This is a genomic window from Nocardioides xinjiangensis, from assembly GCF_017916455.1.
Taxonomy (GTDB): domain Bacteria; phylum Actinomycetota; class Actinomycetes; order Propionibacteriales; family Nocardioidaceae; genus Nocardioides; species Nocardioides xinjiangensis.
Genome location: NZ_JAFMSY010000001.1, coordinates 1,999,870 through 2,018,992, shown reverse-complemented (window position 1 = coordinate 2,018,992; position 19,123 = coordinate 1,999,870). Strand labels below are relative to the sequence as shown.

Genomic DNA, 19,123 nt, shown 5'->3' with positions numbered 1-19,123 from the left:
ACCACGCGCCACCCCCGTTACGGCCGCGACCGGCGCACCAGCGGCCGCAGCATGAACGCGAGCGCGAGCAGCGACCCGGCCGCGAGGCCCGACCACAGCAGGATCGCTCGCGGCGTGCTGAACAGGTCGACCCGCTCCGGCGCCGGCGGCGCCTGCGCGTCGGCGCGGGTCTCCCGCACCGTCGTGCGGACCGTGCCGCGGCGTCCCGGCTCGATCTGGCGGGTCAGCGCGTCGTGGGCCTGCACGACACCGGCGCCGGTCCACGGGTTCTCGACGGCGTGCCGCTGCGAGGCGCCGCCGCCCTCGGTGGTGGCCCGGAGCCGTGCCACGAGCTGGCGAGGCGTCTCCCGCGGGAAGCGCTGCGCCAGCAGTGCCAGGACGCCGCTGACCTCGGCGGCGGCCCATGAGGTCGCGACCTCGTCGACGACGCAGACCTGCCCGGTGGCGTTGAGGGAGACGGCGCCCAGTGTCGGCGCGGCGACGTCGGTGTCCAGGTTGGGCAGCACGTAGCCGGCGGGACTCTCGTCGCCCGGCGGGGTCGCGCTCACCGTGAGCACGCCGGGGTAGTCGGCGGGGAAGACCTCGGCGTCGTTGCCGGGCGTGCCCCGGCCGGTGTCGGCGTCGCCGTCGACGTTGCCGGCTGCGGCGACCACCACCACGTCGAGCGCCACGAGGCGGGCGACGGCCGCCTCGAGCGCCGGGTCGGACTGACGGACCGCGAGGGAGATGTTGACGACGTCGAACCGCTGCCGCGGCTGCGCGGCGATGACCGCCTCGATGCCGGCGACGATGCCGGCGGAGGTCAGCGGCCGCTCGCCGCGGCTCGGGTCTGCCTGCTCGACGTCGAACACCTTGACGTCGAACACCTCGGCGTCGGGCGCGACCCCGCGCGGCCCGGCGATCAGGCCGGCGACGATCGTGCCGTGGCCGGACAGGACGGCGTCGGGTGCGACGCCCGGGATCGCGACGCGACCGGTGACGGCGAGGCCGTCCACCGGCGCGACGCCGCTGTCGATCACCGCCACCTTCGCGCCGCGTCCGGTGCCGACCTCGTGCGCCTGCTCGACGTGCATGCGCTCGAGCGCGAGGTTCTCGTCGGCGTGCGCGTCGGCGAGACGCTCCGAGCCGGGCACCTGGTCGGTGAGGCACGGCGCCGAGTGGTCGGCCTCGGCCGCGGGGGCCCAGGCGGGGACGACCGAGGCGGCCAGCACACCGGCGGCGACCGTCGCCCGCAGTCGCGTGCGGCCCATCAGCCCGCGTCCGCCGCCGCGTCGTCGGCCGGCGGGGCGTCCTCGGGCACGCGTCGCGCGCTGTTGGTCGAGAGCGGGACGCCCGGCTCGAAGAACTCCAGCCACGAGCTCGGCACCAGCGGGGGGTCGACCTCGGCGTAGCCGATGTAGTCGGGCACCTCGGAGCCGATGAGCAGGTACTTGGCGCCCTTCGTGTCGACGACGTAGGGCGTGCCGCTGTCGGCGGTCTCCCCCGAGCCGGACAGCACGTAGGCGCCCGCGCTGGGCTCGACGTCGACGGCGTGGTGGCCGGCGCCGACCTCCGCCGGGTCGGCTGCGCCCGTCGGGTTCGTCGCCAGGCTGACCGAGGCGGCCCGGTCCGCACCGGGGTGCAGCACCGCGCACAGCGCGCCGTCGGCGATCGGCTGCGGGACCTCGTCCGGCCACTCGGCCGGGAACCGGACGTCGCCGAAGGAGGCGATGAGGTCCTCCGGGAGGTCCTCGGCGGGGCCGCCGACCACGCCGTAGACCATGGCGGCGAAGTCGGTGAGGCGCTCGGGCTTCTCGTCGCCGAGCAGGTAGTAGGCACCGGTGCCGGACCGCAGGAGGTCGCCGATGCGGTAGCGGGACAGGTCCGTGCCGGTGGCGGCGTACGGCACCCGCTCCCCCGCGCGGGTCACGCCGAACGCGTTACGCTCGAGCTCGTCGCCCACCGGGAAGAGGTTGAGCCAGGCCTCGTCCACCTCGGTGGCCGAGGCACCGAAGCCCAGGCGGGTCCCCAGCGTCGAGGACTGCGTCTCGTCGCTCGGCATGGCGAAGCGGTAGGCGCGGCCCGGGGTGCTGCCGACCGCCGGCGCGGTCGCGATCAGCCACTGCCTCCCCCTGCTCTCGACGAGGAACGCCGAGCCCACCCGGTCCTCGACCGCCGGCGTCTGCTGGATCGCCAGCTGGATGCCGACCCCGGACCCGGTGCACGCGGTCCAGCCGTCACCGACCAGCTCGTCGGCCGACGGCAGGCCGGCCGGCGCGCCCTCGATGCCGAGGTCCTCGCCGAGCTGCACGGTGCGGATGTACTTGTCGCGCACCGTGTACGGGGTGAGCTCCGCCTGCCCGAGCAGCAGCTGGGCGGAGACGTAGTTGGGCACCCGCTGGAGGAGGGGGTCCTCGCCACCGCGGAGGACGACGTACTGCTCGCCGGTGTCCTTGGAGATGACGAAGCTGCCCTTGTCGAGCCACTCCGCGGGGGGTCGGCCGAGCAGGAAGCCGGCGATGGCGGCGCCGGCGAGGAGCAGCACCGACAGCGCGATGCCGCCGATCAGCACCCGCCCCGGTCGGACCGGCTCGACCTCGCGGCCGCCGGGAGCGCCCGAGACGAACGCCGTCACCAGGCGTCGCCGGCTGAACGCGTGCGCCTCGACGAGGTCCTTCTTGGTCGCCATGGGTACCGGTGCCGCCTCAGCCCGCCACCGCGGAGACGAACCCGGCCGCGAGGACCATCAGCGGCAGCAGCGCCAGCAGGGTCATGGTCTCCACGACGTCGCCCATGCGTCCCCGGCGAACGGAGGGCGAGGCGGGGACCAGGGTGAGCGACAGCAGCACGGCACCGACACCGGCGAGGCCGATGGCCGCCCCGGCGCGCCACTCGTCGTGGATCAGCAGCATGGCGACCGCCACCGACACCAGGCCGAGGATGCCGGAGGCGAGCCCGGCCAGGACCTCGGAGCCGGTGCGGTACTGGCGGGTGCGGAACATGACCGCCAGGCAGCACACCGCAGCGAGGACGGTGCCGTGGACGCCGCGGCCGACCGCGAACGGCGCGAGGAGGACGAGCAGCGTCCCGACGGTGGCGGACACCGCGAAGAGGATCTCGTGTCCGACGCGGGCGTCGTCGGCCACCTCGCCGGGGTCGATCTCGTCGGGGTCGGCGGTGATGTCGTGCAGCGAGTAGAGCTGGTCGACGCTGGTGCCGGTGACGCCGAGGGCGAGCCAGGGGAAGACGCTGCCGGCCAGCACGACGAGGGTGAGCAGCACCGTGAGGACGACGCTCGGCTCGAGCGAGGCGACCCGCACCAGCAGCGAGCCGGCCACGAGGACGCCGCCGACCACGATGGCCGGGATGACCAGCGGTCGGCCGTCCTGGAGCCCGACCACCGCGAACAGGCCGACGGCGAGGACACCCAGCCCCGCGTAGAGGAGCGGGTCGCCGAAGAAGGTGTCGGCGAGCGGCCAGCTCCAAATGGGCAGCTCACCCGGCGCGAGGAGCAGGCCCGCGACGCCGGCGTAGAGCGCGGCCAGCAGCGAGACCGCGATGGCGGCCTCCGGCTCGCGCTGGGCGCGGGCGAGCACGACGCCACCCACCACGAGCAGACAGGCGATGACGGCCGCGGCCACGCCGCCGAGCAGGCTCTCGCCCTGCAGCAGGAGCGCGAGGGCACCCAGGCCGAGCAGGATGCTGCCCGCACCCAGTGCCGTACGCCGCCCCGCCGCGGGCTCCCACGGCTTGAGCTCGTTCTCCACGACGTCGGCCATCGCCTCCACCACGTCGTCGTAGACGCGGGGCGCCTTCTCGTCGACGCCGGCGGTGACGGTCAGCAGGCCGCCGTCCTCGATGCCCTGCATGGTGAGTCCGGCGTTGTCGGCCAGGACCCGGCCCTCCTGGGTGACCAGGCGATAGCCGCCGTAGACGGTGGAGGCGTCCAGCAGGCCGACCGACCGGGCGAGCTCGGGCACGAGCTCGGCGACGGGGATGGCGCCGGGCAGCACCAGGTCGACGCGACGGGACCCCGAGGCGATGGTCACCCGGACCAGTCCCGAGGCGACCGAGGACCCCTGGCTCATTGGCGTCTCCCCCTGATCGTCGTTCTCCCACGCGCGCGTGCGGTGCGGCGGCGCCGGACGGGGAGCAGCCTAGGCGAAGGCGCACCCCGAAATCGGGCCGAGGCCGGTCGGCCCGAGAGGGACGACCGGCCTCGGTGGCCGGCGCGGGCGCCGAGCCGGTGGGTTTCAGAACCGGTTGGCTCCGCGCGCGTCGGCGGCCTTGTACTCGGCGTTGGACGCGTCGACCCCCTGGCTGGCCTGCTGGAGCAGGAGGGTCATCTCGGACATCGCCTGGTCCCACCGGGCCTTGGCCTGGTCGTAGGCCATCTTGGCGTTACCGTTCCAGTCCGACTTGAGCGGGTTGAGCTCGTTCTCGAGCTGGTCGAGGCGGGCCTCGATGTCCTTGGCGGCCTTCATCACGTCGGCCGCACCCGTGTCGAGGTGTCCGTGCTGGACCTTGATTCCGTCGAAAGTCATGTCGATCTCCTGGTCTGTCGGGTCGGGGCGCCGGCGTCAGCCGAGACGGCTCTGGAGGTTGGCGTGGGTGGCGGACTGGGCCTCGTCGGTCGAGACGTTGTCGCGCTCGGTCTCCTTCATCGCGGCCGAGAGCTGGTCGAGGGCCTTGAGGATGGTCTCCTGCTTCTGGTCCCAGGCGATCATCAGGTTGTTGAACGCCGTGGCGCCCTGACCGCCCCAGCCAGCCATCATCGACTGGATGTTGCCGGACAGCACGCCGCACTTGTTCTTGACGTCGCCGCGGGCCTGGTCGACGAAGTCGGCACCCTTGGAGAGGGCCTTCTCTGTCTGGCCGTACATCTCGCTCATGAAAGATCCTTCTCCCTCGGCGGTCGAACCGACCGAGTCTCGTGTGTGTTTGGTGGTCCGCCGGACGGCGTCCTGCGCTCGGGGAGACGTCCCGACCCCCCGCGCTGATCGGGCGTCTACCCGACCGGGTCACCGCTAAACATCACGAGGTCATTTCCCACAGGCGCCGGAAGACGCCCGCCGCGACGACCGCCGCCGCGAAGGCGAGGCTGCCGCACAGCGACTCCGCGACCTCCGCCCGCCGCGACCACCACACCGAGCGCCAGCCGCGGCCCGTGGCCACCGCCGCCGCGACCGCCACGAGGCCGAGCCCGACGGCCAGGTAGCCGAAGGTGTCGAGGTGCGCCGCGCCGGGTCCTGCGACGAGGTGCACCGCGAGCGCGACCAGGGCCCCGAGCCCGGCGAGCCGCAGGAGCGCGCGGGCGGCCGCGTGCCGGTAGGAGCGGGCGGCCAGCAGCAGCGCGCAGCCGGCGAAGAGCACCAGGCATCGCGCCCCGATGCGGTCGAGGTCGATGGTCGCGCTGGTCAGCAGCAGCGGGCTCGCGATGACGACGGTCACCAGGACCGCGGCTGCGGCGCCCGTGACGGTGCGCGAGGCGCGACGCACCAGCCGCTCCATCGCGTCCGCGGCGACGACGACCCGGCCGCGGCGTGCCCGCCGCCCGCCGTCGCGCGCCGACCAGGCGGTGACGGCGAGCCGGTCGAGGTCGAGGAGGGCCTCGTCGGGCACGTCGACGGCGAGCGCGGGCGCGAAGCGCGCGGCCATCATCGACATGAGGACCAGCAGGGTCCACGCGATCCGGTCGTCCCACCCGAGCAGGGTCGGCAGCGCGCAGCACCCGAACACCGTGAGCCCGCCGGCGATCCACACCGTGGCCACCTCCGCCCCGTCGTCGACGGCGAGCGCACGACCGATGCCGGCGACCACGGCCGCCGAGATGCCGGCGGCGCCGAGGATGGCGGGAAGCAGGTGGACACCGGGTTCGTGGAGCGCCGCGAAGGCGGCGGCGGCGCCGAAGGCCGGCGCCGCCGCGGCGCGCTGGCGCGTGTGCCGGCCGATCGGCAGCGCGCCGCCGAGGGCGCACGCGAGCAGCAGGCCGACGGCGACGGTGCGGACCGTGTCGTCCCCCGACCGTCCGGCGTACCAGGCGGCGAGGCCGGCGACGAGCGAGGCGGTCGCGGCGACCAGCGACGCCAGCGCCGGGCTCTCGGGCGCGTTCTTCGCGGCCTCGAGCAGCGTCACCCGGCGCGGGCGGTGCACCCCGGTCGTCGCCACGAGCAGGTCACCGGTCTGGATGCCCGCATCGGCGAGCGGCACCGCGGCGTTGAGGCGCTCGCCGAGGGCGGTCTGCAGCAGCGGGATGCCGGCGACGTCGGCCTGGGCGGCGTACTCGCGTGCGACGTCGACGGGCGTCGCGCCGGCCGGCACGACGAGGTCGAGCACCCCGGCGGGCCCGCGGATGCTCAGCGCGATCGTCGCGGCGGTCGAGCCGGGCATCGCGACGTCCGACACGGACACCCCCTTCGCGTCGTGCGGGCGCTCCTGCGCGCCACACAGTAGTCGCGGGCGCTGAGCAGCACACCACCTATCATCGTCGCGACGTCATCGGGTGAGGCACGGGGGGACGCGTGAGCACGACACTGCGGGGCGGGCAGCGGCTCGACGAGCCCGAGATGCCGGGCGGTCAGATCGTGCTCCAGCCGCCGCCCGAGCTGCAGGAGGGCGAGGGCGCGAGCGGCGTGCTCATGAACGCCATCCCGATGCTCGGCAGCCTCGGCTCGATCGTGCTCGTGGCCACCATGGGCGGCGCCAACAAGGGGCGCAGCTTCCTCGCCGCGGGCATGTTCCTCTTCGCGACCCTCGGCTTCATCGTCGTCCAGATCGACCGGCAGCGGAAGCAGCGCGCCCAGCAGGTCACCGGCTCCCGCACCGAGTACCTGCGCTACCTGAGCAACATCCGCCAGGTGGCCCGTGAGGCGGCGGACCAGCAGCGGCGCGCGCTCAACTGGCACCACCCCGAGCCCTCGGCGCTGCCCTCGCTCGCCGAGGACCGCACCCGGCTGTGGGAGCACACCGCGTCCGACGACAACTTCCTGCACGTGCGCTACGGCCTGTGCTCGCAGCCGCTGTCGCTGGAGCTGGTGCCCCCGGAGAGCGCGCCCGTCGACCAGGTCGACCCCGCCGCCGCGTCGGCCCTGCACCGCCTGCTGGTCGTGCACCGGCTCCAGCCGCACCTGCCGGCGTCGATCGACCTCCGCGCGTTCGACCGGATCGAGCTGTGCGGCGACGCCGAGGAGGTCCGCTCGACGGCACGCGCGATGATCTGCTCGGCGACGGCGTTCCAGAACCCCGACCAGCTCATCGTCGCGGTGCTGAGCTCCGAGCAGAACCTGACCCACTGGGACTGGGTGAAGTGGCTCCCGCACACCCAGAGCACCCGGGAGGCCGACGCGGTCGGCCCGATGCGCCTGGTCTCGACCTCGCTCGACGACCTCGGCAACCTGCTGCCGCCCGACCTGAGCGACCGGCCGCGCTTCGGCGCCGACGAGCGCGCGGCGACGCCGCACATCCTGCTCGTCATCGACGGCGGCCACCTGCCGCCCGGGAACCACATCGTGCCGCCCGACGGCCTCCACGGCGTCACCCTGCTCGACCTGCCGAGCCGGTGGGACGAGCTCGAGGACCCCACCCGGCTGCGCCTGGAGTACGCGGACGCCCCCGACGAGCTCGGCAAGCGCCCGGTCAGAGCGCTGCGGCTGCGCGGCGAGCCGGTCAGGGCGCTGGCCGACCAGTGCGACATCGCGACGGCCGAGGCGTTCGCCCGGCGCCTCGCGCCGCTGAAGACCGCGAGCGCCGAGGCGTCCTCGGCCGGCGGCGCCGTCGACATCACCTCGGCGACGCCCGACCACATGGACCTGCTCGGCCTGGGCGACATCTTCTCCTACGACCCCGACACCGCCTGGCGACCCCGGCCCGCCCGCGACCGCCTGCGCGTGCCGATCGGCATCGGCGACTCCGGGGGCCTGATCCACCTCGACATCAAGGAGTCGGCCCAGCAGGGCATGGGCCCCCACGGCCTGGTGATCGGCGCGACCGGCTCCGGCAAGTCCGAGTTCCTCCGCACCCTGGTGCTGGGCCTGGTGATGACGCACTCCTCGGAGCAGCTGAACCTCGTGCTGGTCGACTTCAAGGGCGGCGCGACCTTCGCGGGCATGGCGGGCATGCCGCACGTCTCGGCCGTCATCACCAACCTCGCCAACGAGCTCACCCTCGTCGACCGCATGCAGGACGCACTGTCCGGCGAGATGACGCGTCGGCAGGAGCTGCTGCGCGACGCCGGCAACTACGCCTCGGTGCGCGACTACGAGAAGGCCCGCGCCAACGGCGAGCCGCTCGAGCCGATGCCCTCGCTCTTCATCGTCGTCGACGAGTTCTCCGAGATGCTGTCGGCGAAGCCGGAGTTCATCGACCTCTTCGTCGCGATCGGGCGCCTCGGCCGCTCGCTCGGGCTGCACCTGCTGCTGGCCTCGCAGCGGCTCGAGGAGGGTCGCCTGCGCGGCCTGGAGTCGCACCTGTCCTACCGCGTCGGCCTCCGCACGTTCTCCGCCGGCGAGTCCCGCGCGGTGCTGGGGGTGCCGGACGCCTACGAGCTCCCCGCCGTGCCCGGCCTGGGCTACCTCAAGCCCGACCAGTCCACGCTGCTGCGGTTCAAGGCGGCGTACGTCTCGGGTCCGCCGTCGAGCCGCGCCCGGGTGACCCGCGACGAGGGCGGAGCGATCCGCGGCATCCTGCCGTTCACCATCTCGGAGGTGCAGGCGCTCGAGCCGCTGGCCGAGGAGGTGGCCGAGGTGGCCGCGCCGCAGCCGCAGCAGCAGGGCGAGCAGCCGTCCCTGCTGGACATCGCCGTGCAGCGGATGGCCGGGAGGGGTCCCGCGGCCCACCAGGTGTGGCTGCCGCCGCTCGACGTGCCCGACACCCTCGACGAGCTCATGCCCGACCTCGTGGAGAGCCCGGAGCTCGGCCTCACGTCCCCGCAGTGGCGCAACCTGCCCGGCCTGGTGGTCCCGCTCGGCACCGTCGACCGGCCGCGCGAGCAGCGCCGCGACACGATGACCCTCAACCTCACCGGCGCCGCCGGCCACGTGGCCGTCGTCGGCGGCCCCCGCTCGGGCAAGAGCACCATGCTGCGCAGCATCGTCACGAGCATGGCCCTGGTGACGACCCCGCTGGAGTCGCAGTTCTTCGTCCTCGACTTCGGCGGCGGCACGTTCGCGCCGCTGGGCCGGCTGCCGCACGTCTCCGGCGTCGCCACCCGCTCGGAGCCCGACGTCGTACGCCGCGTGATGGCCGAGGTCGAGGGCATCGTCGACCGGCGCGAGGCCTACTTCCGGGACAACGGCATCGACTCGATCGAGACCTACCGCTCCCGCCGCGCCCAGGGCCGCGCGGACGACGGCTGGGGCGACGTCTTCCTGGTCATCGACGGCTGGAGCACCCTGCGGGCGGAGTTCGACGACCTCGAGATGGAGATCCAGCAGCTCGCCGCGCGCGGCCTGACGTTCGGCCTGCACATCGTCACCGCCTCCACGCGCTGGGCCGACTTCCGCGCCGCGATGCGCGACGTGTTCGGCTCCAAGCTCGAGCTGCGGCTGGGCGACCCGCTGGACTCCGAGGTCGACCGCAAGGTCGCGGCGCTCGTCCCGGCCGGCCGACCGGGCCGCGGGCTCGTGCCGTCCAAGCTGCACTTCCTCGGAGCGCTGCCCCGCATCGACGGCGTCGGCGACCCCGAGACCCTCGGCGACGGCGTTGACGACCTCATCGACCGGGTGGCGAAGGCGTGGCAGGGCCCGCAGGGCCCCAAGCTGCGGCTGCTGCCTGAGATGGTCACCCTCGACGCGGTCCGCGAGGACGCCGCGCGGCGGCAGCTGCCGGCCAGGCACCTGTTGCTCGGCATCAACGAGAAGGAGCTCGCCCCCGTCGGCCTCGACGTCGACGCCGAGCCGCACCTGCTCGTCTTCGGTGACGGCCAGTCGGGCAAGAGCGCGCTGCTGCGGGCGTACGTCCACGAGGTCATGCGCACCCGCACGCCCAAGGAGGCGCAGATCGTCCTCGTCGACTACCGGCGCTCGCTGCTCGGGGAGGTGCCCGACGAGTACTTGCTCAACTACCTCACCTCCGGCACGCAGGCGACGCCGACGCTCAAGGACATCGCGACCTACCTCGAGGGCCGCATCCCCGGACCGGACGTGACGCCCGAGCAGCTGCGCAACCGGTCGTGGTGGACCGGCGCCGAGGTCTTCGTCGTGGTGGACGACTACGACCTCGTCGCGACCGCCCAGTCCTCCCCCGTCTCCTCGCTGCAGCCGCTGATGGCGCAGGCCCGCGACGTCGGCCTGCACGTAGTGGTCGCTCGGCGCACGGGCGGTGCCTCGCGCGCGCTCTACGAGCCGGTCATCCAGTCGCTGCGCGACCTCGCCATGCCCGGCGTCATGCTGTCGGGTCCGCGCGACGAGGGCGTGCTGATCGGCAACCTCCGCCCGCAGCCGGCGCCCGAGGGCCGCGCGCGCGTCGTGACCCGCGACGGCGGCACGCAGACCACGCAGCTGGCCTGGCTCGAGCCCACGATGTGACGTGGCTGCCGGCCGGGGCGCGCGGCTGCGCTGCGCTGCTCCTCCTCCCGGGGGGCCCCTGCTCCCGGCGGGGCCGGCTGCGTCATACGAAGGCGTACGTATAGGCGCCGGTCCGCATGACGCCCGGCGGTGGCGGGGGCTGCGTCATACGATGGCGTACGTATAGGCGCCGGTCCGCATGACGCCCGGCGGTGGCTCCGGCGGTGACGGCCGGCTACGTCATACGAAGCCGCACCTATAGGCGCCGGTCCGCATGACGCCCGGCGGTGGCTCCGGCGGTGACGGCCGGCTAGGTCATACGAAGCCGCACCTACAGCCGCCGGTCCGCATGACGCTGGCGCCGGCCCGGCGACGCCCGGCGGTCAGCCCGGCGGCCAACCGCAGCCAGCCGCCGACCGTCAGCGACGCCCGCTCTTGAACATCCCCCGCGCGACCTCGCGGGCCGCGGTGCGCATGAAGTCCTTGAACGCCGCCGACTTCACGACCGTCTCCACCATGCCGTCCTGCTCCTCGGGCGCCCGGGGCGCGCGCGGCGCCCGCGAGGACTTCCGGGAGGCCTCGGTCACCCGCTCCTTCTTCTGCTCCCGCTCGAGCTCCTTGATGCGGGCGTCCTCGGCCGCCTTCCGTGCGCCCTCCTCGAGCTTCGCGGCGAGCAGCTCGCGCGCGGACTCCCGGTCGATCGGCTCGGCGTACTTGGCGCGGAGCGGGGAGGCCGCGACCGCCGCCTCCATCACCGCGGGGGGCGCGGGGTCCATCAGCGACTCGGGCGCGCGGAGCCGGGTCCAGGCCACGGGCGTCGGCGCACCGCGCTCGTTCATGACGGTCACGACGGCCTCGCCGATGCCGAGGCTGGTGATGACCTCGCCGAGGTCGTCGTACGCGCTCTTCGGGTACGTGTCGACGGTCGCCCGCAGCGCCTTGGCGTCGTTCGGCGTGTGCGCGCGGAGCTGGTGCTGGATGCGCGACCCGAGCTGCGCCAGGACCTCGTCGGGGACGTCGGTCGGCGACTGCGTCACGAAGAAGACGCCGACGCCCTTGGAGCGGATAAGCCGCACGGTCTGCGCGACCTGGTCGAGGAAGGCCTCGGAGGCGTCGTCGAACAACAGGTGCGCCTCGTCGAAGAAGAACACCAGCTTCGGCTTGTCGAGGTCCCCCTCCTCCGGCAGGTCGTGGAACAGGTCGGCCAGCAGCCACATGAGGAAGGTCGAGAAGAGAGCCGGCCGGTCCTGGAGGTGTGGCAGCTCGAGGAGGCTGACGACCCCCCGGCCGTCCTCGGTGACGCGGAGGAACTCCTTGGTCTCGAACTCGGGCTCGCCGAAGAAGACGTCGGCGCCCTGCGCCTCGAAGGCCACCAGCTCCCGCAGGATCACGCCGGCCGTCTGCGGCGACAGCCCGCCGATCGTCTTCAGCTCGGCCTTCCCGGCCGCGTCCCCGGTCAGGTACTGCAGCACCGCGCGCAGGTCGGCGAGGTCGAGCAGCGGCAGCCCCTGCTTGTCGCAGTAGTAGAAGACCAGGCCGAGCGAGGACTCCTGGGTCTCGTTGAGGTCCAGCACCTTGGCGAGCAGGGTGGGCCCGAACGCGCTCATCGTGACGCGGACGGGTACGCCGACGCCCTGCCCGCCGATCGCGTAGAACTCCGTCGGGAAGCCGGTCGCCGTCCACTGCTGGCCGACGCTCGCGGCGCGCGCGGTGACCTTGTCGCCGCCCTCCCCGGGGACGCTGATGCCGGAGAGGTCGCCCTTGATGTCGGCGGCGAAGACGGGCACGCCGTTGGCGCTGAGCTGCTCGGCCAGCAGCTGCAGGGTCTTGGTCTTGCCGGTGCCGGTGGCGCCGGCCACGAGGCCGTGCCGGTTCAGCATGCCCAGTGGGATCCGGATGCGGGTGTCGCCGAGGCGCTCCGCGTCGAGCATGAGCCCGCCGAGCTCGAGCGCCGGCCCCTCGAACCGGTAGCCCGGGGCCACGGCCGCGGAGATCGGGTCGTCGGGGTTCGGCTCCACGTCGGAGGTCTCGCTCATGTCCGGAGCCTAGCCGCGCACGCGCCTCGCACGCGGCGTCGCGGAGGAGGGCGTCGTTATGATCACCGGCGTGATCTTCAAGCGGGTGGGCGTCGGCCGGCCCTACCCCGACCACGGGCTGTCGTCGCGCGCCTGGGCCGAGCTGCCCCCGCGACAGGTGCGGCTCGACGAGCTGGTGACGACCAAGGACACCCTCCGGCTCGACACGCTGCTCGACGAGGACTCCACCTTCTACGGCGACCTCTTCGCCCACGTCGTGCAGTGGCGCGGTGAGCTGTACCTCGAGGACGGCCTGCACCGGGCGCTGCGCGCCGCCCTGCACCAGCGCAGCGTGCTCCACGCCCGGGTCCACCAGGTGGCCGACCAGTGAGCGGCGCCCTGAGGTCGGCCCTCACGCTGGCGGTGCTCGCGGCGCTGGTGCTCGTGGCGGCGCTCTGGGGGTGGGCGGCCTTCACCGAGCCGTTCCCCGAGGACGAGCCCGTCGCGATCTGCGAGGACACACCGGTCGCCGCCGGGTCGGAGGTGCGGCGCGACCAGGTCGTGGTGAGCGTCTTCAACGGCAGCGAGCGCAGCGGGCTCGCGAGCGCGACCAGCGCGCAGCTGGAGGAGCGTGGCTTCGTCACCGGAGAGGTCGGTGACTCGCCGCTGCCGGCCGCGACCACGCAGATCTGGTCCGCCGACCCCACCAACCCCGCCGTCGTGCTCGTGCAGCGGCAGTTCAAGCAGGCCGAGGTCGTCCCCGGCGACGCGATCGGACCCGGGATCGTGGTCGTGGTGGGCGAGAGGTTCCAGACGCTGCGCAAGAAGCAGGTGGAGTCGGTGGTCGCGAAGGCGGACGCCACCTACTGCCGGGCCACCGGCTCCGAGTGAGGCGGAGGCCGCCGGTCTAGTCGCGCTCGCGCCGTGACGGGTCGCCGAGCCACTGCGCGAGGCGTCCGTTGTCCGAGACGTGCCGCATCCGCGCCTCGGTGGCCTCGCGCAGCTTGCGCGGGGTGACGACCAGCAGGTCGTCGCCGGCCCGCAGGACCGTACGCCGCTCGGGCACGAGCACGTCGCCGGCCCGGATGACCAGGGAGACCGAGGCGCCCTTCGGCAGCCGGAGCTCCCCCACCTCGACGCCGTGCATCTTCGACGAGGGGGCGATGGTCACCTGGAGGAGGTCGGCGGCGACCTTGTCGAGCGGTGCGGCCTCCACGTCGAGCCCGCGGGGCTGCGAGCGGCGGGCCACCCGCAGCCGGCGGGCCACCCACGGCAGCGTCGGGCCGGTCAGCAAGGTGTAGACGACGACCATCACGAAGACGATGTCGAAGAGGTCGTCGGCCCCCTCGACGCCCTCGGCCAGCGGGATCGTTGCGAGCACGATGGGCACGGCACCGCGCAGCCCGGCCCACGACAGGAACGCCACGTCGCGCGCCGCCATGGGCTGCACCACCGTGCTGACGAGGACCGACAGGGGCCGGGCGACGACGGTGAGCACCAGTCCGGTCACCAGCGCCTGCACCACGGTCTCCAGGTCGATGCGACCGGGCGAGAGCAGCAGGCCGAGCATCACGAACAGCCCGATCTGGGCCAGCCAGGCGACACCCTCGGCGAACGACCGGGTCGCGACCCGGTGCGGGAGCTCGCTGTTGCCCAGGATCAGCGCGGCGACGTAGATTGCGGCGAAGGGTGAGGCGTGCGCGGCCGCCGCGATGCCGTACGCCAGGAACGCCAGGCACAGCACGGCGAGCGGGTAGAGGCCCGACGACGGCAGCGCCACCCGGCGCATGATCCACGCGCCGGCGACGCCGCAGGCGCCGCCGACCAACGCGCCGGCGACCAGCTCGAACACGATGATGCCGGCCGTCTCGACGGCGCTCGACCCGGCGAGCGCCCCGCTGGAGATGATGCCGACGAGGACGACGGTCGGGGCGTCGTTGAGCCCCGACTCCGCCTCGAGCGCACCCGTCAGGCGCTTCGGCAGGGGCAGGGCGCGCAGCACCGAGAACACCGCGGCCGCGTCGGTGGGCGAGCAGATCGCCCCGAGCAGGATCGCGAGCTCCCACGGCAGGCCCAGGAAGTAGTGCGCGCCCACGGCCACCACCGCCACCGAGACGGCGACGCCGAGCGTGGCCAGCGACAGCCCCAGCCTGATGCTCGAGCGCATCTGGCGCCAGTCGGTGGTCAGTCCGCCCTCGGCGAGGATGATCGCCAGCGCCCCGAACCCGAGCGCGTGCGCGAGCTGCGCGTCCTCGAACGGGATCCCGAAGGGGCCGCCCTCCCCCAGCAGCACGCCGATGAAGAGGTAGATCAGCAGCGAGGGCAGGCCGACGCCCGCTGACACCCGCACGGCCAGGATCGCCGCGAGCGTCACGACCGCCCCGACCAGCACGAACAGGTCGAGCTGGTGGACGTCGAAGGTCATGCACACCTCGTGTCGTGACGGTCGGGGCGGGCCCGATCCTATCGGCCGGCGACCCCCCGGGACGCCGCGTCCCACGCCCCGCCGACCCGTCGCCGCACCAGCGTGGAGGCAGCACCGCGGGCGGGACCTGCGGCACAATCAGCCGGGGCGGAGGGCGTTTGACGTGCGTCCCGGTGGGTAGGCGTGGACGGACGAAAGGGTGTGATCGATGTACGGCGACACCGCCGCGGGCCGCAGGCGCGTGGCGCAGCTCCGCGAGCAGGGTGGCGACATCCGGGCCCTCGCCGCCCGCCTCGTGTCCCAGGCGGAGGCCGTGCCGTGGCACGGCAAGGCGGCGGATGCGATGCGCGAGCGCATCAAGGAGCGTGCCACCCACCTCCGCGTCGCCGCCGCGCACCACGAGACCGCCGCGGAGTCCCTCGCGCGGCACCTCGCCGAGGTCGACACGCTCAAGGACGCGATCGAGCTCCGCTCCCGCAAGGCCACCACGCTCGTGGAGGACGCGCGCACTCGCCTCAGCGAGGCCGGCGAGGGAGCGACACCCGACGACACCGACGCCGTCCTCCTGGCCTTCGACCCGCCGCCCGCCGGCCACAAGGACTGGCTGACCGTCACACTCCCGGGGCTCTGACATGGTGACCATCGACCTGACCGCGCCTCCCCCGCCGCCCACCAGTCTTCTCGACGGCATGGCCCGCAGGCTCGCGCTGACCCTGCCCGAGCTCCGGCTGGTCGCCGACCTCGCGGGCGGCGCACCGCTGCCCTTCTACCTCGCTGCGGAGGACGCCGCGCGCTCCGACGCGAGCACCCTCTCGGGGCGGCTCGGCCGGAGCCTCGGCTCGGTCGAGGACTCCGCCTACGCCGACGCGCTCGCCACCCTGCACGACCCGGAGGACACCCTCCGGCGGCGCGGGCTGGTCACCGACGAGGGCGCCGACCCCGGCCTCGTCGGGGCGGTCGGCCTCCTCGCCACCCCCCGCCTCGCCCTCGACATCGACGTCGCCGCCGGCCAGGCGCAGGTCAAGGCGTGGCACCGCCAGTCCGGCCAGGCGGTCGCGAGCCTGTCGACCTGCGACGGCGTCGTCTTCGAGCTGGCGTGGTTCCCCGTCGACCAGTGGACCACCGAGCTGGCCCGCGTGACCGCGCCGCCGGAGGACCTGCCCCTCGGCGCCTCGCAGGTGCCGGCGCTCCTCGACGTCCCCTACGCCCTGGCCGACACCGTCGGCGAGGCGCTGCGGGCCGGCCGCGCCGACCTCGTCCCGGTGCTCGTGGGCCAGTCGGGCGGCTCGGTCCTCGCCGACGGCGCCGAGCTCGGCGACGCGGAGGCGGCGGCTGCCGTCTCCGCGGTGCACACTGAGAGCCGCGGCCGCATGCGCATCCTGGCGGCCGAGGTGTCCGAGCGGGCGACCACGTCGGTCGGCGTGGTGTCGTGGGTGCTGCTCGGGGACGGCTGGCACTCGCTGACCCCCCGCCACGACGACGGGGCGCGCGTGGCCGTCGCTCGCGTCGACCCCGACGACCTCGCCACCGAGCTGGCCCCGGTCCTGGCGCAGGTCGCCCTCCGAGAGGACGTGGCGTGAGATGAGCGACCTCGACGACCTCCGCGCCCATGGCGCCGGCTCGCACGCGGGTCAGCCCGCCGGGCCGACGGCCGACTCCTCGGCGTCCGTCGCCGCCGACAAGTACGACCGGATGCTCGCCCTGGCGGACCTGTTCGACGCCGCGGGCAACGAGATGCGCACCCGCGCGTGCCTCGGGACCGAGATCCTCGCCGACGACGACGTGGTCGACACCGGTGAGCTGTCCCGGGCCACCTGGGCGCAGGCGGAGGACGACGTCCGCGCCGCTACCACGGGCAAGCACGGCCTGCTGACCCGGTCGGTCGAGCTCGACGCCGACGCCCTCGTCGTACGCGCCACGGTGCTGACCTACCGCTGGATCGACGAGCTGCAGCAGGCCGCCTACAAGACGCTCGGCTCCATTGCGGGCCGCGCCATCGGCTACCTCGCACCCGAGGTCGCCCTCGGCGGCGCCATCGTGAGCGCCGGGCTCATCGAGACCGACACCCTCGACCGCGACGGCGTGACGGCGTACCTCAGCGAGCTCGCCGAGAACAACCCCGATCTCATGGATCACCTGTCCGGTGGCGGCGGGCTGCTCGACGGCCTCCACATGCGCTCGCTGCTCACCGCCGGCGTGCTCGGCTCCGACCGGGGCTCCCATGCCGCCCGCGGCGGGCTCCGCGCGATCGGTGTGGACTCGTTCCCCACCGACGCGGTCTCCGCGTTCCGCGACTCCGCGGGCTCCTTCGTCGTGGTCGAAGAGCCGGGGACCGAGGCCGGTACGTCGGCGGGCGACGCCCCGCGCTCGCTCGAGGAGCTGATCGGCAACCTGCTCGCCGAGGACCGCAGGGTCAGCGTGCAGCGGGTGGGCGCCGGCCGCTACATCGCCTACTTGCCGGGCCCGCTCGGCAACGAGTCCGGCCGGCTGCGCCTCGTGGGAGCCGATCCGACCACCGCTGTCGGCCAGGTGATCCGTGCGATCGAGAAGGCCGTCACCGACGACGACGCCCGCGTGATGCTGGTGGGGTCCGCCTCCGGGGGGACGATCGCTGCCGAGATCGCGGCGACCGCCGGCTCGTCGCGCTTCGTCGTCGACCAGGTCGTCACGGCCGGCGCCCCGTCGGCGCAGGTGCCGCGGATCCCCGAGTCCACCCGCGTGCTCTCGCTGGAGGACCGCTCCGATCCGGTGGCGCTGCTCGGCTCGCTGATCAACGCGTCGGCCGCCAACCGGCTCACGGTGGTCTTCGACGGCAGCGGCGCCGACGGCACGCCGCTGTACCTCGCCGGCGCCCGGGCCGCCGACAGCGCCGAGCATCCCGAGCTGCGGGCGGAGATCGGCCGGATGCAGGACCTCGGCTTCCTCGCCGGCTGACGCCCCTCGCCTTCTCGCCGCTGCGGCTCGCCCGCGCCTCGCTGCCGCCGCCGCTCTGCGTCATACCGATCCGCACCTATACGTCCCGCTCCGTATGACGTACGGAGCTCGGGCCGACGCTCGGGCCGCGCTGTGTCATACCGAGCCGCACCCATACGTCCCGTTCCGTATGACGCAGAAGGCGCCACCGCCGGTTGGGCCGCCCTGCGCCATACCGACCGGCACCTATACGTCCCGCTTCGTATGACGCACGGGGCCTCAGCGGAGGCTTCGCTCCGCTCGCATCCGCAGAGGGGGCGGGATTCGAACCCGCGGTAGGTCTCCCTACGACCGCTTTCAAGGCGGTTCCGATCGGCCGCTCCGGCACCCCTCCTCGTGCCACGCCGCGGCGCCGCACACCGCCGGACTCTACCCAACCGGTCCGGCGGGGGAGCCGGCCGGCCGACCCGAGCGCGGGGCGTACGTCGCTCCCGTGGTGGAATTCGAGCGTGCCGACCGACACTGCCACCGTCCACCGCCTCGCCCCCGCCGTCGCGGCGCGCCTGCTGGGCGTCGTGCTGTGCGCGGTGGCCGTGCTGATCCTCGTCAGCACCGTGGTGATCGCCGTCGCCGACCTGCACACCGTCTTCCTGCTCGTGCCGGTCGTGCTGACCTTTCTGCTCCTGCTCGCTGCATGGTGGACCTGGCGGCAGAAGGGCTGGGTCGTCCGGCTGACCGAGGAGGGCTACCGCGTGCAGTGGGTCCGCGGCGTGGGTGTCGCCTCGGCCCGCTGGCGCGACGTCGAGGACGCGGTCACCACCACCGTCGCCGGCTCGCCCGTGGTCGTGCTGCGCCTGCGCGACGGCCGGACGACCACCATCCCGGTCGAGGTGCTCGCCATCGACCGCGAGGCCTTCGTCCGAGACGTCCAGGACCACCTCCAGCGCGGGCACGGCCTCCGCAAGTGGTGACCTGATTCGGCGCGGGAGCGTCGATCCTTGTAACCTTCTGTGCGCCCGGCCCCGGTCGGGCATGGAGGCGTCGCCTAGTCCGGTCTATGGCGCCCGCCTGCTAAGCGGGTTTGGGGCTAAAACCCCATCGAGGGTTCAAATCCCTCCGCCTCCGCCGATCGGCCCCCTCTTTCAGAGGGGGCCGTTCGCGTGCGCCGTCCGTTACCTTCTTGCAGGATCCTGCAATGCACAGACCTGCAACCGCCGCGAGGGGACGTCCTCGCGGACGGTGGGAGAGAATGGTCCGGTCATCCCCCTGTGACACGTGATATTCGAGGT

At 73.8% G+C, this 19,123-nt stretch carries 15 protein-coding genes and 2 tRNA genes; 8 read left to right on the top strand and 9 right to left on the bottom strand.

Going from position 1 to position 19,123, the window contains the following annotated elements:
* Positions 1–17 precede the first annotated feature (17 nt).
* The 6 genes from J3P38_RS09465 to J3P38_RS09440 all read right to left on the bottom strand — a co-directional run bounded on the left by J3P38_RS09465 (position 18) and on the right by J3P38_RS09440 (position 6,384).
* Complete coding sequence (locus J3P38_RS09465; RefSeq protein WP_210439505.1) at positions 18–1,250, bottom strand: S8 family serine peptidase; 1,233 nt, start codon at positions 1,248–1,250, stop codon at positions 18–20.
* On the bottom strand, positions 1,250–2,668 hold the full coding sequence (locus J3P38_RS09460; RefSeq protein ID WP_210503400.1) for a type VII secretion protein EccB: 1,419 nt from the start codon (positions 2,666–2,668) through the stop codon (positions 1,250–1,252). The genes J3P38_RS09465 and J3P38_RS09460 overlap by 1 nt, the downstream gene beginning before the upstream one ends.
* Positions 2,669–2,684: 16 nt before the next feature.
* A complete protein-coding gene (gene eccD / locus J3P38_RS09455; protein WP_210439503.1) occupies positions 2,685–4,067 on the bottom strand; it encodes a type VII secretion integral membrane protein EccD in 1,383 nt (460 codons plus the stop codon).
* A gap of 165 nt (positions 4,068–4,232) precedes the next feature.
* Positions 4,233–4,523, bottom strand: coding sequence for a WXG100 family type VII secretion target (locus J3P38_RS09450; RefSeq protein WP_210439502.1), 291 nt, complete (start codon positions 4,521–4,523; stop codon positions 4,233–4,235).
* Between the two features lie 36 nt (positions 4,524–4,559).
* Positions 4,560–4,871, bottom strand: coding sequence for a WXG100 family type VII secretion target (locus tag J3P38_RS09445; RefSeq protein WP_210439501.1), 312 nt, complete (start codon positions 4,869–4,871; stop codon positions 4,560–4,562).
* A 142-nt stretch (positions 4,872–5,013) separates the two neighbouring features.
* Complete coding sequence (locus J3P38_RS09440) at positions 5,014–6,384, bottom strand: hypothetical protein (RefSeq protein WP_210503399.1); 1,371 nt, start codon at positions 6,382–6,384, stop codon at positions 5,014–5,016.
* 116 nt (positions 6,385–6,500) lie between these two features.
* On the opposite strand from J3P38_RS09440, the gene eccCa reads away from it, so the two are divergent.
* A complete protein-coding gene (gene eccCa, locus J3P38_RS09435; RefSeq protein WP_307807826.1) occupies positions 6,501–10,502 on the top strand; it encodes a type VII secretion protein EccCa in 4,002 nt (1,333 codons plus the stop codon).
* Between the two features lie 398 nt (positions 10,503–10,900).
* Here eccCa and J3P38_RS09430 read toward each other — a convergent pair whose 3' ends face one another.
* Positions 10,901–12,517 carry a helicase HerA-like domain-containing protein gene (locus J3P38_RS09430; RefSeq protein WP_210503398.1) on the bottom strand — a complete coding sequence of 539 codons (1,617 nt, stop codon included), beginning with the start codon at positions 12,515–12,517 and terminating at the stop codon, positions 10,901–10,903.
* 70 nt (positions 12,518–12,587) lie between these two features.
* Between J3P38_RS09430 and J3P38_RS09425 the strand changes: the two genes are divergently transcribed.
* Positions 12,588–12,887, top strand: a complete 300-nt coding sequence (locus J3P38_RS09425) for a type II toxin-antitoxin system VapB family antitoxin (protein WP_210503397.1) — start codon at positions 12,588–12,590, stop codon at positions 12,885–12,887.
* A complete protein-coding gene (locus tag J3P38_RS09420) occupies positions 12,884–13,387 on the top strand; it encodes a LytR C-terminal domain-containing protein (RefSeq protein ID WP_210439497.1) in 504 nt (167 codons plus the stop codon). Before J3P38_RS09425 ends, J3P38_RS09420 begins: the two co-directional genes overlap by 4 nt.
* A gap of 16 nt (positions 13,388–13,403) precedes the next feature.
* On the opposite strand, the gene J3P38_RS09415 is transcribed toward J3P38_RS09420, so the two are convergent.
* Entirely contained in the window at positions 13,404–14,921 is a 1,518-nt protein-coding gene (locus J3P38_RS09415) for a potassium/proton antiporter (RefSeq protein ID WP_210503396.1), read from the bottom strand.
* Positions 14,922–15,129: 208 nt separating this feature from the next.
* Between J3P38_RS09415 and J3P38_RS09410 the strand changes: the two genes are divergently transcribed.
* Genes J3P38_RS09410 through J3P38_RS09400 form a run of 3 tightly spaced genes read left to right on the top strand, consistent with a single transcriptional unit; the run spans position 15,130 to position 17,855 of the window.
* Positions 15,130–15,552, top strand: coding sequence for a hypothetical protein (locus J3P38_RS09410; RefSeq protein WP_210503395.1), 423 nt, complete (start codon positions 15,130–15,132; stop codon positions 15,550–15,552).
* A 1-nt stretch (position 15,553) separates the two neighbouring features.
* Positions 15,554–16,501, top strand: coding sequence for a hypothetical protein (locus J3P38_RS09405; RefSeq protein ID WP_210503394.1), 948 nt, complete (start codon positions 15,554–15,556; stop codon positions 16,499–16,501).
* Position 16,502: 1 nt separating this feature from the next.
* Positions 16,503–17,855, top strand: coding sequence for a hypothetical protein (locus J3P38_RS09400; protein ID WP_210503393.1), 1,353 nt, complete (start codon positions 16,503–16,505; stop codon positions 17,853–17,855).
* A gap of 288 nt (positions 17,856–18,143) precedes the next feature.
* On the opposite strand, the gene J3P38_RS09395 is transcribed toward J3P38_RS09400, so the two are convergent.
* Positions 18,144–18,228: transfer RNA gene (locus J3P38_RS09395), tRNA-Ser, on the bottom strand.
* Between the two features lie 115 nt (positions 18,229–18,343).
* Between J3P38_RS09395 and J3P38_RS09390 the strand changes: the two genes are divergently transcribed.
* On the top strand, positions 18,344–18,805 hold the full coding sequence (locus J3P38_RS09390) for a hypothetical protein (protein ID WP_210503392.1): 462 nt from the start codon (positions 18,344–18,346) through the stop codon (positions 18,803–18,805).
* A 63-nt stretch (positions 18,806–18,868) separates the two neighbouring features.
* A tRNA-Ser gene (locus J3P38_RS09385) sits at positions 18,869–18,959 on the top strand.
* Positions 18,960–19,123: the final 164 nt, after the last annotated feature.

Excerpts from the sequence above, each read along its gene's own strand:
- J3P38_RS09450 (WP_210439502.1), bottom strand. The coding sequence starts at position 4,523 with ATGACTTTCGACGGAATCAAGGTCCAGCACGGACACCTCGACACGGGT.
- J3P38_RS09430 (WP_210503398.1), bottom strand. The coding sequence starts at position 12,517 with ATGAGCGAGACCTCCGACGTGGAGCCGAACCCCGACGACCCGATCTCC.
- J3P38_RS09405 (WP_210503394.1), top strand. The coding sequence starts at position 15,554 with ATGGTGACCATCGACCTGACCGCGCCTCCCCCGCCGCCCACCAGTCTT.
- eccD (WP_210439503.1), bottom strand. The coding sequence starts at position 4,067 with ATGAGCCAGGGGTCCTCGGTCGCCTCGGGACTGGTCCGGGTGACCATC.
- J3P38_RS09465 (WP_210439505.1), bottom strand. The coding sequence starts at position 1,250 with ATGGGCCGCACGCGACTGCGGGCGACGGTCGCCGCCGGTGTGCTGGCC.
- J3P38_RS09410 (WP_210503395.1), top strand. The coding sequence starts at position 15,130 with ATGTACGGCGACACCGCCGCGGGCCGCAGGCGCGTGGCGCAGCTCCGC.
- J3P38_RS09415 (WP_210503396.1), bottom strand. The coding sequence starts at position 14,921 with ATGACCTTCGACGTCCACCAGCTCGACCTGTTCGTGCTGGTCGGGGCG.
- J3P38_RS09460 (WP_210503400.1), bottom strand. The coding sequence starts at position 2,668 with ATGGCGACCAAGAAGGACCTCGTCGAGGCGCACGCGTTCAGCCGGCGA.
- J3P38_RS09400 (WP_210503393.1), top strand. The coding sequence starts at position 16,503 with ATGAGCGACCTCGACGACCTCCGCGCCCATGGCGCCGGCTCGCACGCG.
- J3P38_RS09445 (WP_210439501.1), bottom strand. The coding sequence starts at position 4,871 with ATGAGCGAGATGTACGGCCAGACAGAGAAGGCCCTCTCCAAGGGTGCC.